The organism is Rahnella inusitata (assembly GCF_965118895.1).
Taxonomy (GTDB): Bacteria; Pseudomonadota; Gammaproteobacteria; order Enterobacterales; family Enterobacteriaceae; genus Rahnella; species Rahnella inusitata_A.
Window position 1 is genome coordinate 24,681 of record NZ_CBCPJJ010000002.1, and the last position, 16,519, is coordinate 41,199.

The following is a 16,519-nucleotide window of genomic DNA, read 5'->3' on the forward strand; positions in this document are numbered from 1 at the left end:
ATGGCAATCTCCGAGATCATTCAAACAGACAACGAACCGCTGATTGATGTACAGAATCTGTCGGTGACCTTTGGCGGACAGCGTGCGCTCAACGATATCTCCCTGCGGCTGATGCCGGGCGAAGTTCACTGCCTGGCGGGCACCAACGGCTGCGGAAAAAGTACGTTGATCAAAGTGATCTCGGGGGTTTATCAGCCGGATAACGGTTGCCAGATCACGCTCAGTTCGCCTTCGCAGGGCAGCCAGCGTTTTAGCAAGCTGTCTCCGGATCAGGCGCGGCAGTTTGGCGTTCAGGTGATTTATCAGGATCTTTCGTTGTTCCCTAACCTGAGCGTCGCCGAAAACATCGCATTCGACCACAACCTGCACGGGCTGATGGGGTGGTATCGCCCGTCACGCTTGCGGGAGACTGCACGGCGCATTCTCACCGAACTGAATTACAGCTTAAATCTCGACAGTAAAGTCTCGACGCTGCCGATTGCCCAGCGGCAACAGGTGGCGATTTGCCGCGCGCTGGTTGCCGATGCGCGGCTGGTTATTATGGATGAACCCACCGCCTCGCTGACCCGAACCGAAGTCAACCAGCTGCTGCGCACCGTGCATTATCTGAAAAACAAAGGTATCAGCGTGGTCTTCGTCAGCCATCGCCTTGACGAAGTGCTGGAGATTTCCGACAGCGTGACGGTTATCCGCGACGGCAAAAAAGTCGGCACTTTCCCGGCTTCTGAGGTGAGCAGCGAACGTCTGACCGAGCTGATGACCGGCCTCAAACTCGATTACCGCCTGAAAGCCGCCAACATGAATGATGAACGCATCATGCTGGAAGCCGACAAACTCACCCGCGAAGGCCAGTACCACGATGTCAGTTTCAAACTGCACGCCGGTGAAGTGCTCGGCCTGTGCGGCCTGCTCGGATCCGGGCGTACCGAACTGGCGCTCAGCCTGTTTGGGATGACCAAACCGGACAGCGGCAAACTGTATCTCGACAGCAAACCGGTACGTTTTCGCGGCCATGAAGACGCCATTAAATCCGGCATCGGCTACGTCTCGGAAGACCGGCTGACGCTCGGCCTGATCCAGCAACAGTCGGTCGGTGACAACACGGTGCTGGCGATCATGGATCAGCTACGCAGCCGTTTTCATCTGATCGACGAATACCGCAAAAACAAGATCATTCAGCAGTGGATCGAAAAACTCGGCGTCAAAGTCGCCAATCCGGATCAGGCGATCTCTACGCTGTCCGGCGGTAATCAGCAAAAAATCGTGCTGGCGAAATGGGTGCTGACTCAGCCGAAAATTCTGATCCTCGATTCGCCGACCGTCGGCGTGGATGTCGGTGCCAAAGCCAGCATCTATCAGCTGATCCACCAGCTGGCGGAAGAGGGGATTTCGATCCTGCTGATTTCCGACGAAGTCCCGGAAGTCTATTTCAACTGTGACCGCGTGCTGCATTTCAGCGAAGGGACGGTGGTAGGTGAATACCTGCCGCGCGGCATTACTCAGCAACAGCTTGCGGAGGCAGTCAATGCTTAAGCTCAGCCGGTTACGCCCGTCCAGCAACGAAGGCTATCTGGCCTGGGTATTGCTGGTGGTTATCGTCACTTTTTCCCTGCTCACCAACCAGTTTCTGACCTTACAGAACCTGCTGGATCTCACTGAAAGCTACGCCGTCAGCGGCATTTTCGCGCTCGGTCTGTTTGTGGTGCTGGTCACCGGCGGTATCGACATTTCCTTTGCAGCGGTGGCGTCGGTGGTGCAGTACATCATCGCTACGCTGGCGATCCACTTCGGCCTGAGCAGCCCGGCGGGCAGCATTTTACTGGCTGTCGCCATCGGCACCGTGCTTGGGATGATCAACGCGATTCTGATCTACTGCCTGCGCATAGTGTCGATCATCGTCACCATCAGTATGCAGTCACTGCTGTTCGGGATGCTGATGTGGCTGACCAACGGCACCAGCCTGTACGACCTGCCTGACTGGCTGACTACGCCAATCCGGGTACTGCCGTTCAGCGTCGGCGAGCAGCATTATCAGATTGGCCTGCCGGTGGTGGTAATGCTGGGCGTCGCCGGGCTGAGCTGGATCCTGCTGAACAAAACGCACCTCGGGCGGCAGCTGTTTGCGGTCGGTGGCGATCAGGAATCAGCGCGCCGCATCGGGATCCGCGTCGGTCTGCTGCATCTTTTCGCTTACGGATATCTTGGCGCAATGGCGGCTATCGGCGGGCTGGTGCAGGTGTATCGCGTCGGTGAAGTGGTGCCGAATGCGCTGGTCGGTGGTGAACTGGACGTCCTCGCCGCCGCGGTACTCGGCGGCGCCAGCCTCAATGGCGGCAAAGGCAGCGTGGTCGGCACACTGATGGGTGTGTTCCTGATTGGCGTGCTGAAGAACGGTCTCAACCTGATAGGTGTTTCCAGCTACTTCATGAACATCGTCATCGGTGTGGTGATCGTCGCGGCCATCACCGTCACTCATTATAAAAAACGCAAAGAAACCGAAGTCGGCTTCGCCTGAGGAAAATCGCTATGTTAGCAAAAAGCAGAAATGTGAGTCTTAAGGCGAAGCCTGATGCGCGGCCTCGCCTGAAAATCGCTTCCCTGAAAATAGATAGCACGACACTCGGATTATCGCTGTTGCTGCTGGTGGTGATCATCGGCTTCAGTCTGGCCATGCCGGGGCGATTCTTCAGTGACGCCACCTTCATGAGCGTCGCCTTCCAGCTGCCGGAGCTCGGTTTGCTGACGCTGGCGATGTTTATCCCGATCCTCAGCGGCGGCCTGAACCTGTGCATTATCGCCACCGCTAACCTGACCAGCTTACTGATGGCCTGGGTGTTTCTGACCTGGCTACCGCCGGATGCCAGCATGGCGATGCAGGCGGTGTGGCTGACGCTGGCGCTGGTCGGCGCAATGATTCTGGCGCTGGTGATTGGCATGCTGACCGGTGCGCTGGTGGCTTACGTCGGTGCGCATCCGATTCTGGTGACGCTGGCGACTATGACGATGGTGAACGGCGTCGGTATCTACCTTTCACGCGGCGCGGCGATCAGCGGCATGCCGGACATCGTGCGCTTCATCGGCGCAGAGACGCTGCTCGGCATCCCTGTGCCGCTGATTATTTTCCTGCTGACGGCGGTACTGGTGGCGGTGTTCTTAGAGCGCACACGCCTTGGAAAATACATCTACATGAGCGGCAGCAACATCAACGCCACCCATTTCAGCGGCGTGAACACCCACCGCGTGCTGATCGCCATCTACGTGATTTCCAGCATGTTATGCGTGATTGCCGGGCTGATCATGATGGCGCGTTTCAATTCGGCGCGCATGGGCTATGGCGATTCTTACCTGCTGCTGACGGTTCTCGCCATCATTCTCGGCGGCACCGACCCCAACGGCGGATTCGGCAAAGTGGCGGGCGTGGTGCTCTCGCTGATTGTTTTGCAGGTGATTTCCACCGGCCTGAATCTGATGAACGTCAGCCCGCATTTCAGCCTGGCGATGTGGGGCGCGGTGCTGATTGTGGTACTGGCGCTGAAATTCTTCCGCGCGCGCTTCTTGCAGAAACGGGCGGGGCACATGAGCGCAGCCAAAGCGCGCGCGGCGCAACCTTAATGTTTTCATTAATTTATTGCTTCTGACCCAAGGACAACATCATGGAATACAAAATTTCTCCGTCGCTGATGTGCATGAGCCTGATCGACATCAAACAGCAGCTGGCCGTGCTGAACCGCCGTGCCGATATGCTGCACATCGACATCATGGACGGTCATTACGTCAAAAATATCACCCTGTCGCCGTTCTTTATCGAGCAGATCCGCCCGCACACGCCGCTGATCCTCGACGTGCATATGATGGTGGAAAACCCGTCGGACTTTATCGAGCCGATTGCCCTCGCCGGTGCCGATTTTATCTGTCCGCACGCCGAAACCATCAACCGCGACGCGTTCCGCATCATTAACCAGATCCGCTCACTGGGGAAAAAAGTCGGCGTGGTGCTGAACCCGGCAACGCCGGTGGAGTACATCCAGCATTACATTCATCTGGTGGATAAAATCACCGTAATGACCGTCGATCCGGGCTACGCCGGGCAGCCGTTTATCCCGGAGATGCTGGGAAAAATAGCCCAGCTGCGCGATCTCAAACAGCAAAAAGGCTATCGCTATTTGATCGAGATCGACGGTTCCTGCAACCTGCGCACCTATCAGGATCTGCTGGCGGCGGGTGCGGAAGTGCTGATCGTTGGCAGCTCCGGCCTGTTCACGCTGGACGATGATCTGGATATCGCCTGGGACAAAATGCTCGATCAGATGCGTCAGGCGCGTCACGCAGCCTGAGGGCAGGAGAGCCGTATGCCGCACTTTCTCGGAGTCGACGTCGGGGGCACCAACACCCGTTTAATGCTGATGGACAGCCAGCAACAGTTTCGCGGCTACCGCAAATGGCCGACCCAAAGCTGGGCAGGGCAGAGCTGCCCGTTAAGCGGTCTGGAAGGACTGATCGCGGAATATCTGCTTACGCAGGATCCGCACTCTCAGGTGTCACAGGTGATGCTCGGCCTGCCGGGCGTTCTCTCCCGCGACCGCAATACCGTGCTGTCGCTGCCGTTCATTTCCGCGCTGGATAACCAGCCAGTGGCGGCGCTGTTGTCGGAGCGTCTGCATCTGCCGGTAACAATGGATAAAGACGTTAACCATCTGATGTGGTGGGATTTACAGCAGCACGGCGCGCTGCCGGACGTTGCGGTCGGGCTGTATCTCGGCACCGGCCTTGGCAACAGTTTGTGGATCAATGGGGATTTTTATCACGGCGCGCACGGTGGTGCCGGTGAGCTTGGTCATATCCCACTGGCAGGCAATCTGTTGCTCTGTCCGTGCGGTAAAACCGGCTGCGTCGAGACCCTGACTTCCGGCAACTGGCTGACCGGCTGGGCGCGACAACATGCGCCGCAAACGCCTTTCGCCGAGCTGTTTACGCGGCACGCCGGGCATGGCGATTTAATCGAATTTGTTGCCCGTCTGGCACGTACCGTCGCCAGCGAAATGAACATTCTGGATCCAGAGTTTCTGGTGCTGGGCGGCGGCGTGCTGGCGATGGAGAACTTCCCGCTCGCTTTGCTCGAACAGCAGTTACGCAGTCATCTGCGCAGCCCGTATCCGGCGAACGGACTGAGTATTCACTTTAGCGCGATTACCGACGAGACCGGCTGCCGGGGTGCATGTCTGGCCGCACAGCGCGTTTTTCAGTCGCAGCCTGCCGTTGCAGCGCGACCGTTTTCCTTCAGGAGAGAGGCATGAACAAAGGCAAGGTATGCGTATTCGGTTCTTTCAACCTCGACATCGTCGCAGGCATGGCGCGCTTTCCGCAACCGGGGGAATCACTGATTGCCCGCAACAGTATGATGGGCGCGGGCGGTAAAGGCGCAAATCAGGCCGTCGCCGCGCTGCGCGCCGGAGCGCGGGTGCATTACATCGGCAAAGTGGGGCGCGATGACTTCGGCATGTTCGCCCGTCGCCATCTCGACAGCGCCGGTTTCGACGCCGTCACGCTGTTTTCCACCGGCGAATGCCCGACCGGCAACGCGCTGATTTATGTTGCCGGTGCCGATGCGGAAAATATGATCGCAGTCGATCCGGGTGCCAACCTGACGGTCACCGACGAAGAGGTCGAACAGTGCCGTCCTGCTATCGCGGCGGCGGATATCCTCCTGACGCAGCTGGAAAATAATTTACCGGCGATCGAAAAGCTGATAGGCATAGCCAGAGAAAACGGCACCTACATTATCCTCAATCCTGCACCGTTCCAGCCGGTCTCCGACCATCTGCTGGCGCAGGTGGATCTGCTCACGCCGAACGCCACGGAATGTACGCTGCTGACCGGCATTGAGGTACGCGATATTCCGTCGGCACAACGCGCCGCCCTCGCGCTGCACGCCAAAGGAATAAAGGCGCTGATCATCACGCTCGGTACACAGGGCGCGCTGCTGTCGGTCAATGGTGAAATCCAGCTGATCGCCGCGTGCCCGGCAACGCCGGTTGATACCACCGGCGCGGGTGACGCCTTTAACGGCGCGCTGGCCGCACAGCTTGCCGCCGGAGCGACGCTGCAAGACGCCGCTTTGTTTGCTTCCGCCTACGCTTCGGTTTGTGTGGAAAGGGCCGGTGCGGCGGCGTCGATGCCGACGTTTGAGGAGGCGCGGCAACGACAAAACGACATTATCAATGTTGAGTAGATTGAAATTAAAATAAGTCCTGAATAAAATTCAGGACTTATTCAAGATGCTTCAGGTCGCCTATTATTGACTAATAACAGACAGCGTCATTACTGCTGATTGTCCGTTAATTGTATAAACATTATTTAAATAAGAAGAGGCAACTGGCTGAGAAAATGAGCATTTAGTTCCTTCTGTCGGTTTGTTTTTCACTCCGTTATATTGACCGGCACATAGTCCAGGGATATCGCTGTTGATTTTTATTGCCAAAGCTTTTGTCCACCGATGTGCTGCCATCCAGTAATCACTTGCAGGAGTATAAATAACCTCATTTTTTGTACCATCTTCGAAGGTTACCGATAGTTTAACTGATTGTCCGGTTTGTAATGCCTGTCCGGAAATTGTGCCAGTCTGACGGTACTTATCAATAATATTGATAGTATAGTTTGCCGACTCACCTTCGGTGGTATAAATATCATTAAGATAACTTGAACCGATAGCCCCCATAAACTTACAGGTGTTATCTGTGACAACATTATTTGTGAGTATGCCAGCACAGGCTCCCTTTATCTTTGCATTGAACTCTTTGGTTAATCCTGGTGCCCACCGATAGGCTGGATAGGAATAACTATCTTGCGGGTCATAAACGACGAATTGATTCTTATAACCTTTGACATCAATATCAAGCCTGGCCAGCTTGTTTTCTGCCAAGTCAGGGCCATTAATCTGTCCTATTTTTGTCCAAAGAGGAATAGGTTTTAGCGAAAGTAAGGCTGACTTCTCTTCAGGTAACCGTGCTTTAGCTTCATTGATATCAATATGTTGGAAGTTAGCGGTTAGCACTGAAGTGAAATCAGGATATAAATTATTTGATTCTAAAAACTCCCCATGAGTATTTCGCCAGGTAGAAGATATTCGTACCAACTTTTTGTCCTGTGTATTGAATACGTTATCGAAAACCACAAAGTTTTTGGCACTAATATAAACGGTGTCAGTATCAGTCGTATCCTGCCAGAAGCTTACCATCGCCTCTTTAAGGAAGTTATTAAATATGAAGGTATTATCCATGCTCGCCGTGTCAGATGTAGAATATGGTCTTGCGTCGAACTCTACATTGTCCAGATAGTTACCTGAAAAATATAGATTTGTTGCATTTCTGAACTTTACTGAACCTGATGCATCGGTGGGCCATCCATTGTAATAATTATTGGTCACATCAACATTATTATATTGTTTAATATAGGTAACATGATCCCTGCCTATGGTGCAATCACCGGTCGCCTGGTCAATCTTCAGGCAACTTTTCGTGTTTCCAGAAATCACATTTTTGTTAAAAGTTGAATTATTCAGGCCGTCGGTTGCGTACCATCCTGACTGGAAATTGCCCTGATCATCTTTTAAGACCAATCGTCCGGCTGTAGCGGCTTGTTTTATTTTGTTTACGATATTGAATGTGTCAGTATCATAATAATTTAACGTAGAAATACGTTTGGCATCAGAAATGTCACCGATGATATTATGTTCAATCAGTGTTTTCGTGTTTCTGTACGTGCTTAATCCTACCCCCGGATGGTCTTCATCCCTTAATAATATATTTCCACGGATAACAAAGGGATTATGAGAAACACTCAGTTGTACGTCTTTATTGATGGTGTTGATGAATGCATTGTTAATTATATTAATATTTGATTTATTGCCATAGAAATGAACAATCAGGTTGTTGAATATCAATCCTTTTATCGTTAAGTTTTTAACGACTGGACTGTAATCAGGATTCCCTATCTCCGCAGAGCTATCTGAAGATGTGTCGGTGAACAGGGTAATTCCAGTTTCAGAGCCGACCAGACTGTTGTCGGTTCTCAGGATGATATTGTGGTTGACTATATAGTCGCCTGCAGGGAAGAAAATCCCTCCATTTGATGGCATAGATGCGTTAATTTGTCCTGAAAGATCTATGCCGGTATTGGGAAATATACCCAGAGTTGTGGCACAGGTTAAGGTGACACCAGTAATCTCAGGTAGTTTTTCACCGGCACACAGGGTAACTGCTGAATGAACGTCAACGATAAATAATGATAGTGCAGCCGAAATACAAAAATGGAGTATATTTCTTGATTTTTTCATACTCACCTCAAGAGAGTTAATGCAATGAATTAAAAATAGAAGTGTTAAGTTACCCCTGTCTTTAAATAATATAGGTAATACAATCTGACTATGTTTTAGGTTGTGTCATCTGTAGGGCGATTTTAAATATCAATACAATCTCAAACAATTAATTTCGTATAAGAATATTTTTTCACATCATTTAGGCCAAAAAAATAACATTACTGCCACATAACTGATTTGAGGAGTGATTAGAGTACTTTTCTGTAGTATCGGGTCAGCCTGAAAGTGAGCGGGGTCTGGAGCGGCCGTAGCGCAAGTACAGAAAGCGCTGACACCAATATGAAGCCTTATGTAGATTCTATGGCGCTGAGCATGGTGTAGTAAGTTTTTAAAGAAAACAAAAAAGCCCCTGGCTAATTGCTAAGGGGCTTTTCACGCACAGTGAATCCAAATTACTTCAGCCAGCCCTGCTGGTGGGCGTTATCCAGATGGCCGCGAAGGTGCTGCCACAGTTCCGGGTGGATATCAGCGATGAAAGCATTGCGCGCCAGAACCTGTTCCAGACGGATATTGTTTTCCACCCAGCTCTGCCCCTGATTGTTCAGGTTCATGATCATCGGCATGATGCGGTCGATCACCAGCGCGAATTTTGCTTCCGGGCTTTCACCTGTTTCGTATTCATTCCACAAATCGAGGAACTGGCCGGCGAGCGGCGCGGGCAAAAGGCCGAACAGGCGATTCGCTGCAATGATTTCCTGATCGTGTACCGCCGCGCGGGCAGCCAGATCGTAAACCAGCACATCACCGGCATCGATTTCGACGATATCGTGAATCAGCGCCATACGGATGACTTTATTGATATCAACCCCATCTGGCGCGAAAGGGGCCAGAGACATGGCCGCTACGGCGAAATGCCAGCTGTGTTCTGCTGAATTCTCCTGACGATCGGTGCCTAACACTTTGGTGCGGCGTTGCACGCTTTTCAGTTTGTCGATTTCCATCAGGAATTGAAAAACTTCGGTCATTGCGCCGAAATTCAGCGGGGGAGTTGCTACTGACATAATCAAACCTTAGTCAAATTGACGACATGATGAACAGCGTTATCAGAGATTTCCGCTATACGATAATCGCTTGGTGACAAAAAATCATGTTTTTGGGTGCGGAAACTCCCCGCGTCGTAAAAATGTCACATGGATAAATTATAAACAAAGTGAATGAATTGAACGGCTTTGCAATCTGATGCGTAGAAAATGATGATCCGGCTAAGAGACTGTTACAGGAGGAAATACTCAATTTAAGCGTACAGGTGTACACTGGAATCGTTCTCAGCTACTCTGCTGATCAGGGTAATTTATAACCTGTCATTTTATTGTTCTGAGGATCCTCATCGTATGGGTAAGTCGTCTCCATCACCACAGGGATATCCGTGGGCTGAAGAAATTGCCAATAGCCTGAGTCACGGCGTTGGTCTGGTATTTGGGATTGTCGGGCTGGTGTTATTACTGGTTCAGGCGTTGGGCGAAAACGCCAGCGTGATGGCCATCACTAGTTACAGCATTTACGGTGGCAGCATGATTTTGCTGTTTCTGGCGTCGACGCTTTATCACGCCATTCCGCATGAGAAAGCGAAATACTGGTTGAAGAAGCTTGATCACTGCGCCATTTACATATTGATCGCGGGCACTTACACGCCGTTCCTGCTGGTCGGGCTGAATTCCCCGTTGGCAAAAGGCCTGATGGCGGTGATCTGGGGACTGGCGCTGTTCGGTGTGATTTTTAAACTGGCATTTGCGCACCGTTTCGAAGTGCTCTCCCTCATCACTTATCTGACGATGGGCTGGCTGTCACTGGTGGTGATTTATCAGCTGGCGATGAAACTGCTGCCCGGCGGCGTATGGCTGCTGGCGATCGGCGGTGTGGTGTACACGCTCGGGGTCATATTCTACGCCTCGAAGCGTTTTCGCTTTGGTCACGCCATCTGGCACGGATTTGTGCTCGGTGGCAGCGCCTGTCACTTTCTGGCGATTTATTTCTACGTCTAACCTTTCTTATGAAATGTAAAAGCGGAGCCTGCGCTCCGCTTTTTTGTGCCTGTTATTTCCCCGCCCACCACTGCACCAGCGAAGGTACCGGGCTCAGATCGTAATGCGATTCCCCCAGCAGATGATTGAGGATTTTCGCCGAGCGCCACGCCGTCAGGGTCAGTTGCCCTTCGGCGCTGCCGTGACTGTGGATCCCGGCATTCACCGCATAAATCCGGTTCTGATCAGGGCCATCCCAGCGCAGATTGAAATTCGGCTGCAACGGTAAATGCTGCTCACGGTCATAGGGGATCCGCTCAAGCATGGGCGCGAGATACTCCGGGAGGCCGGGGCGATAACCGGTCGCCAGAATCACGATATCGGCGCTGAAATGTTCTTCGCAGTTCTCAAGCCCGTGTCGGGCTTGCAGGCTGAAATCTCCGGCGGCGTTGCGCGAGATATGATCGAGTGCGCGGTGCGGTAATAAACGCACGTTGCGCGGCTGATGCAGCACGTCGAAACGGTGATACAGCTGCTTATAGATATCTTCCAGCGTGTGATAACTGATGCCGTCAGATGGTAATTTTTGTGTGGCGATCTCCCGCTCACGCACGTCTTCCGGCAGGGTATAGAAGTAATTTACATATTCCGGCGTGAAATATTCGTTGGTGAAAATCGATTCATCCAGCGGCTGGAAGTTCGGTCGCCGTGAGAGCCAGCTCAGTTCAGCGAATTCTCCCCAGTGGCCGCTTAGCGCATTGAGAATAATGTCTGCGCCGCTCTGGCCGCCGCCGACCACGGCAACGCGTTTGCCGGTGAAATCCGGCTCGCGCAGTTCAATTTCGGCGGCATGAAAACAGTTCTCCCCCAGCGCTGCCCTTGCCGGTTTCGGTATCCACGGTGCGTGGCCGGTGCCGAGACAAATATTTCGGGCGCGGTGCTCCCCTTTTTCGCTCTGCACCACGAATTCCTGACGCTTATCATCGAAATCAATACTCTCCACCGGCGCGGAAAAATGTAAATCCGGGATGCGGTCGCAGGCCCAGCGCAGATAATCGGAGAACTCATCACGGCTGATGATCAACTGCTCGGTGGCCAGAAAGCGGTAAATTTTCTTCTGTTCAACCAGATAGTTGATGAAGGAGAATTCACTGCGTGGCGCAACGGTCGTTACCAAATCCTGCAGGACATAAGTCTGCATGGTGGCGGTCGGCAACAACATGCCGGGGTGCCAGCTGAATTCCGGGTTTGCATCGAAAAAGGCGGCGTCGAGTTTTCCCGTATCCTTTGCCATCGCGGCCAGGCTTAAGTTGAAGGGGCCTATGCCAATACCTATCAAATCCTTCGCGGGCATCTTTCTGTTCCTTGTGTTTTCATTGAAATGATATGGAAAGTGCCTTAAGCATAGGTCAGCCATTGGCGCCTGACATTTTTCTCGATAACTTATCGAATTATTCTTAAACTCAGTCACTTCGCCCTTTCTTTCTCACTGATTAAAAAGGATTTGCTATGACCCGCCTGCGTCGTTTTAAACAAGTTGATGTGTTTACTGCTGTGCCACTGAAAGGCAATGCGCTGGCTGTGATCCTTGATGCCGAAGGGCTGACGGATGACGAAATGTACGCCATGGCGCGCTGGACTAATCTGGCGGAAACTGCGTTTGTACTTAAACCGGTGTCGCCGGAGGCCGATTACCGCGTGCGTATTTTCACCACCGATAAAGAGCTGCCTTTCGCCGGTCATCCGACGCTGGGTACAGCGTACGCGCTGTTAGAAAACGGTCTGACGCCAAAAAATCCGGGCTATCTGGTGCAGGAATGCGGCGTTGGGCTGGTTCAGGTGAACCAGCTGGCAGAAGGCGGGCAGGCATTTTCCGCGCCTCCTGCGGTGCTGAAACCACTGGCGGTCGAGTATCATGATTTGCTGGCCAGCGCGTTGCGCGGCGGGAAAATACAGGCCGACGTCACGCCAGTTCAGGCAGACATGGGCATTATCTGGCTGGTGGTGCGGATGGAGAGCGCGCAGGACTGCCTGAACATAAAAGCCGATGCGGCAGCCATCAGCCAGCTACAAACGCAGCTCGGTATCAACGGCGTGGCGGTCTATGGTTTGCATGATGAAAATGGCCCGGCGAATTACGAAGTGCGGGCGTTGATTGATGAAGACGGCGTACTGAAAGAGGACCCGGTTACCGGCAGCGCCAACGCCTGTCTGGCGCGGGTGCTGAAAGAAGCCGGTTTTCCGGACGGCAAAAATACCGACCAAAAATACCTCGTGCGTCAGGGCACCAAACTCCAGCGCGATGGCCGCGTGACGGTGACGTTTATTGACGGTGAACCCTGGGTCGGCGGCGATTCTTGCACCCTGATCGACGGCACGTTAGACCTGTAAACTCAGCGGTTATCGGGTTTCAGCCGCTATTTGTCGCTCATTACCAGCAAATAGCGGCAAGGGTGTTCGCCGGGGTTGCTGAACGTAATCGGCAGATCGACGCCAAACGTCAGCGCATCTCCGGCGGACAACCCATAGTTCTGTGCGCCGTAATCAATATTCAGTGAGCCCTCCACCATCCATAAACGTTGCCGGTAAGCCTGATGGCTCCAGCCGGGATAGCTTACGCGTGCGCCAGCGGGGAGGGTGATTTCCACCAGATCCGGGCCGCCGTGTTCTTCATGCGCTGTCACCTGTCGACGTAAATATCCAATGTCCGGATCTTGCCAGACTTCCTGCTGTGCAAGCGGCCGTAACGGCGCAGACTGGGCATTATCCTCCGCAAGTAGCTGCGCCAGTGATACGCCCAGACTGGCCGCCAGACGTCCCAAGAGGCTGGCACTTGGGCTGCTGTCTTGTCGCTCAATTTTCGAAATCATGGCTTTACTGACGTCCGAACGGCTGGCGAGCTGTTCAAGGCTCAGCCCTTGCGCTTTACGTAATGATTGCAACCGGGTAGCAATCAACTGGTCGATTGACATAGGGTAAGTTCCGTTGTTTACTTTTGTGGAAATAATTCTACTATAGTGGAATTAAGCGCATAACGGAAGCCAACGGGGAACGACTTATGAAACTGATTGCCTGCACTGAGCGCCAGCATGCTGTCGCGATTCTGGATATTTTTAACGACGCGATCCTCACCTCCACCGCGTTATATGATTATAAACCACGCCACATCGACACTATGACCTCATGGTTTGCCTCTAAACTGACCAATAATTTCCCGGTGATCGGGCTGGAAGACGAACAGGGCGTACTGCTCGGATTCGCGAGTTATGGCACGTTTCGCGCCTGGCCAGCGTATAAATACTCAGTCGAGCATTCGATTTATATTCATAAAGACCATCGCGGAAAAGGGCTGGGAAAAGTGCTGCTGATGGCATTGATTGATGCCGCCCGTGAGCGGGATGTGCATACGCTGATTGGTGCCATCGACGCCACTAACGGCGGCAGCATTGCGCTACATAAGAAAAACGGCTTTAGTCATACCGGTACGATAAAACAAGCCGCGTATAAATTTGACCGCTGGCTGGATTTGGCCTTTTATCAGCTGATCCTTAGTACGCCATCTGAGCCGGTGGGGGGCTGATAATGGCTGACTGAATAAGAAAGCAAGAGCCGGAGGGCGCGCCGAAGGCCAGCAGCTTAAGCTGAGATTCAATCAGTCGGGAAACGTGAGGCGCACTATGTCAGGCAAAACGAAAACTCTTCATCAGGCAACCATGAACATACATAAAACTGCACAAGATCCGCGCTGGCTTGCGCTAATTAACTGCGATGCCAGTGCCGACAGCCGGTTTGTTTACGCCGTAAAAACCACCGGTATTTACTGTGCGCCTTCCTGCCCGTCGCGTCAGCCGAACCCGGAAAATGTTATGTTTTTCGAAAGCGCCGAAGCTGCTGAGCAGGCCGGTTTCCGGCCGTGTAAGCGTTGCCGTCAGGGGCTGATCTCACTGGCACAATTTCATGCCCAGCGGGTGGAAAAAGCCTGCCGGTTGCTGGAAGAGTCTGCTGAAGTAGTGACGCTGAACCAACTGGCGGAGGCGGTTGGCATCAGCGCCTATCATTTTCATCGCCTTTTCAAAGCGCAAACCGGTGTCACGCCAAAAGACTATCAGCAGGCGCAGCGCGCCCGGCGCGTTCGCGAAAAATTGGCCGACAGCACCACGGTGACTGAGGCGATCTACGCCGCGGGCTATCCTTCCGATGGCCGGTTTTATGAAACTTCTGCTGCAACGTTGGGTATGACGCCGCAGGGTTTCCGCTCCGGCGGACGCGATGTGCGCGTCTGGTTTGCAATAGCCGACTCTGCGCTGGGCGCGATTTTGGTTGCTGAAAGTCAGCGGGGAATTTGCGCGATATTACTCGGTGATGATCCGCAGGCGCTGATCATCGAGTTGCAAAATAGTTTCCCGCAGGCTGAGCTGCTCGGGGGCGATCCGGACTTCGAACAGCGTATTGCGTCGATTGTCGGCTTCGTCGAAGCGCCGAATATGGGTCTCGACTTACCCCTGGATATTCGCGGTACGGCTTTCCAGCAGCGTGTCTGGCAGGCGCTGCGCGCTATTCCTGTGGGCACCACCGCCAGTTATGCAGAAATCGCCCGTCAAATCGGCTCACCAAAGTCTGTTCGCGCGGTGGCTGGAGCCTGCGCCGCAAATGTGCTGGCGGTCGCGATCCCCTGTCATCGCGTAGTAAAAACCGACGGTAATATTTCCGGCTACCGCTGGGGCGTCGAGCGCAAACGCAGTTTGCTGGCGCGTGAAGAAAAAAACTGATTATACTGGCCTGACTGACTTTATTTCGATAATTATCAACATTGACGAGGGATCCTGTGCCTAAATTATCACTGCGTTTTGCTAAGCCTGCGGATATTGATGCACTGGCTGCCTTACACGTCGCTATCTGGCGAGATACCTATCGCGATATCGCGCCCGCAGAGGCTTTTTCCGCTCTGGACGTTCCGCGCCGGAAAATCTTCTGGCAGGAAAAATTTGAAAATCCGGCCGCCGGGCAGTGCATTTTACTGGCCGAGGTTGACGGGCAACTGGCGGGTTTCACTCTGGCATCGTCTTCGACAAACCCGGAATATGGGGAAATGGCTGAAATCAAATTCCTGTACGTGTCTGGCGATTTTAAACGTCAGGGGATCGGCAAGCGTTTAATCACCGAGGCTGCACGACATCTTGCCGAGGCGGGTTATTGCAGTGCCGGGCTGGGCGTGGTTGAAGGCAACGAACCGGCCATCCGTTTTTATCGCGCGCTGGGCGGTAAGGAAGCCGGACGTTATACCGATGCCGGGCCGCTGTGGCGCTCTCGTAATATTATTTATGCCTGGCCAGACATTACGCTGCTGACAGCATTGTAATAGCGTGGCATTTTTTACAGTTCCCGCGCCAATGAATTGCGGGAACTGTTCATCTTTTCCCTTCGTTATCAGCTCTTTCTGAGATCTTCCAGCCGTTGTTTCTGTTGACCTTCAGCCGTGAAATTCTCCGGACTTAACCAGCGATCGAAGGTACTTTTTGACGCTGGCCATTCGTGATCGAGCAATGAGAACCAGAGCGTATCGCGATTACGGCCTTTATTAACAATAGCCTGGCGGAACGTCCCTTCGTATTGAAAGCCGAAACGCTCAGCCGCCAGTTTTGACGGTTCGTTCAGGCTGTGGCATTTCCATTCGCAGCGGCGATATTTCAGGGTATCGAACAGATAGCGTTGCAGCAGATAAATGGCTTCAGTGCCAAAGCGCGTGCGCTTCATCAGCGGCGACCAGTTCACCCAGCCAATTTCCGCAACGCCGTTGACTGCATCGATGCGCATCAGAGACACACTACCCACGGCTCGCTGGGTCGCCAAATCCACCACGGCGAAAAACACCGGGTCTTCACTTTTTTCCTGCTGACCGATAAACGCATCACACTCAGTCTGCGTTGCAGGACGATCGACCGAGAGATACGTCCAGTCACGATTGTCATCAATACTGTGCCAGGCGTTGAATAAATCCTGACTGTGGCGCTTGCGGTTTAGTGGCTCGAGACGGCACCAGATACCGTCCAGCTGAACGTGCGTCGGACGTTCGCGTGGTTGCCAGTCGGGCAGGGCATCACCGACGGGTTGACCAAAGTGGTTAAGGGTTGTCATAGCAGTTTCCATTCACTGTCGAAGAGCATCCATAAAATCAGAACAGTTG

General features: G+C 53.1%; 16 protein-coding genes. 11 read left to right on the forward strand and 5 right to left on the reverse strand.

All coding sequences use genetic code 11. From position 1 onward, the window contains the following. From ACMHLI_RS01640 to rbsK, 6 genes are read left to right on the forward strand one after another with little or no spacing between them, the layout of a single operon-like run. The gene (locus tag ACMHLI_RS01640) at positions 1–1,533 is read left to right on the forward strand and encodes a sugar ABC transporter ATP-binding protein (protein ID WP_413527984.1); all 1,533 of its coding nucleotides are present in this window, start codon (positions 1–3) and stop codon (positions 1,531–1,533) included. Beyond that, positions 1,526–2,515, forward strand: a complete 990-nt coding sequence (locus ACMHLI_RS01645) for an ABC transporter permease (RefSeq protein WP_413527985.1) — start codon at positions 1,526–1,528, stop codon at positions 2,513–2,515. Before ACMHLI_RS01640 ends, ACMHLI_RS01645 begins: the two co-directional genes overlap by 8 nt. 11 nt (positions 2,516–2,526) lie before the next feature. Then, entirely contained in the window at positions 2,527–3,612 is a 1,086-nt protein-coding gene (locus tag ACMHLI_RS01650) for an ABC transporter permease (RefSeq protein WP_413527986.1), read from the forward strand. 41 nt (positions 3,613–3,653) lie between these two features. Then, the gene (gene alsE, locus ACMHLI_RS01655) at positions 3,654–4,334 is read left to right on the forward strand and encodes a D-allulose 6-phosphate 3-epimerase (RefSeq protein WP_413527987.1); all 681 of its coding nucleotides are present in this window, start codon (positions 3,654–3,656) and stop codon (positions 4,332–4,334) included. 15 nt (positions 4,335–4,349) lie between these two features. Further along, a complete protein-coding gene (alsK, locus tag ACMHLI_RS01660; protein ID WP_413527988.1) occupies positions 4,350–5,294 on the forward strand; it encodes an allose kinase in 945 nt (314 codons plus the stop codon). Next, positions 5,291–6,229: a ribokinase gene (gene rbsK / locus ACMHLI_RS01665; RefSeq protein WP_413527989.1), complete on the forward strand. Its 939-nt coding sequence runs from the start codon at positions 5,291–5,293 to the stop codon at positions 6,227–6,229. Before alsK ends, rbsK begins: the two co-directional genes overlap by 4 nt. Before the next feature lie 63 nt (positions 6,230–6,292). On the opposite strand, the gene ACMHLI_RS01670 is transcribed toward rbsK, so the two are convergent. Then, positions 6,293–8,332: a hypothetical protein gene (locus ACMHLI_RS01670; RefSeq protein WP_413527990.1), complete on the reverse strand. Its 2,040-nt coding sequence runs from the start codon at positions 8,330–8,332 to the stop codon at positions 6,293–6,295. Between the two features lie 434 nt (positions 8,333–8,766). Beyond that, on the reverse strand, positions 8,767–9,375 hold the full coding sequence (locus ACMHLI_RS01675; protein ID WP_413527991.1) for an HD domain-containing protein: 609 nt from the start codon (positions 9,373–9,375) through the stop codon (positions 8,767–8,769). Between the two features lie 330 nt (positions 9,376–9,705). Between ACMHLI_RS01675 and trhA the strand changes: the two genes are divergently transcribed. Then, the gene (trhA, locus tag ACMHLI_RS01680; RefSeq protein WP_413527992.1) at positions 9,706–10,356 is read left to right on the forward strand and encodes a PAQR family membrane homeostasis protein TrhA; all 651 of its coding nucleotides are present in this window, start codon (positions 9,706–9,708) and stop codon (positions 10,354–10,356) included. A 52-nt stretch (positions 10,357–10,408) separates the two neighbouring features. On the opposite strand, the gene ACMHLI_RS01685 is transcribed toward trhA, so the two are convergent. Next, complete coding sequence (locus tag ACMHLI_RS01685) at positions 10,409–11,689, reverse strand: lysine N(6)-hydroxylase/L-ornithine N(5)-oxygenase family protein (protein ID WP_413527993.1); 1,281 nt, start codon at positions 11,687–11,689, stop codon at positions 10,409–10,411. Between the two features lie 155 nt (positions 11,690–11,844). Between ACMHLI_RS01685 and ACMHLI_RS01690 the strand changes: the two genes are divergently transcribed. Further along, complete coding sequence (locus tag ACMHLI_RS01690; RefSeq protein ID WP_413527994.1) at positions 11,845–12,726, forward strand: PhzF family phenazine biosynthesis protein; 882 nt, start codon at positions 11,845–11,847, stop codon at positions 12,724–12,726. A gap of 26 nt (positions 12,727–12,752) precedes the next feature. On the opposite strand, the gene ACMHLI_RS01695 is transcribed toward ACMHLI_RS01690, so the two are convergent. Next, a complete protein-coding gene (locus ACMHLI_RS01695) occupies positions 12,753–13,307 on the reverse strand; it encodes a helix-turn-helix domain-containing protein (RefSeq protein ID WP_413527995.1) in 555 nt (184 codons plus the stop codon). Positions 13,308–13,393: 86 nt separating this feature from the next. Here ACMHLI_RS01695 and ACMHLI_RS01700 point away from each other — a divergent pair, with 86 nt between their 5' ends. The 3 genes from ACMHLI_RS01700 (at position 13,394) to ACMHLI_RS01710 (ending at position 15,694) form a co-directional block, all read left to right on the forward strand. Beyond that, positions 13,394–13,915: an N-acetyltransferase family protein gene (locus ACMHLI_RS01700; protein WP_413527996.1), complete on the forward strand. Its 522-nt coding sequence runs from the start codon at positions 13,394–13,396 to the stop codon at positions 13,913–13,915. 97 nt (positions 13,916–14,012) lie between these two features. Next, positions 14,013–15,104: a bifunctional DNA-binding transcriptional regulator/O6-methylguanine-DNA methyltransferase Ada gene (ada, locus tag ACMHLI_RS01705; RefSeq protein WP_413527997.1), complete on the forward strand. Its 1,092-nt coding sequence runs from the start codon at positions 14,013–14,015 to the stop codon at positions 15,102–15,104. Between the two features lie 56 nt (positions 15,105–15,160). Further along, the gene (locus ACMHLI_RS01710; RefSeq protein ID WP_413527998.1) at positions 15,161–15,694 is read left to right on the forward strand and encodes an N-acetyltransferase family protein; all 534 of its coding nucleotides are present in this window, start codon (positions 15,161–15,163) and stop codon (positions 15,692–15,694) included. A 68-nt stretch (positions 15,695–15,762) separates the two neighbouring features. Here the strand turns inward: ACMHLI_RS01710 and ACMHLI_RS01715 are convergent, their stop codons facing one another. Further along, on the reverse strand, positions 15,763–16,470 hold the full coding sequence (locus ACMHLI_RS01715) for a GNAT family N-acetyltransferase (RefSeq protein ID WP_413527999.1): 708 nt from the start codon (positions 16,468–16,470) through the stop codon (positions 15,763–15,765). Positions 16,471–16,519 lie beyond the last annotated feature (49 nt).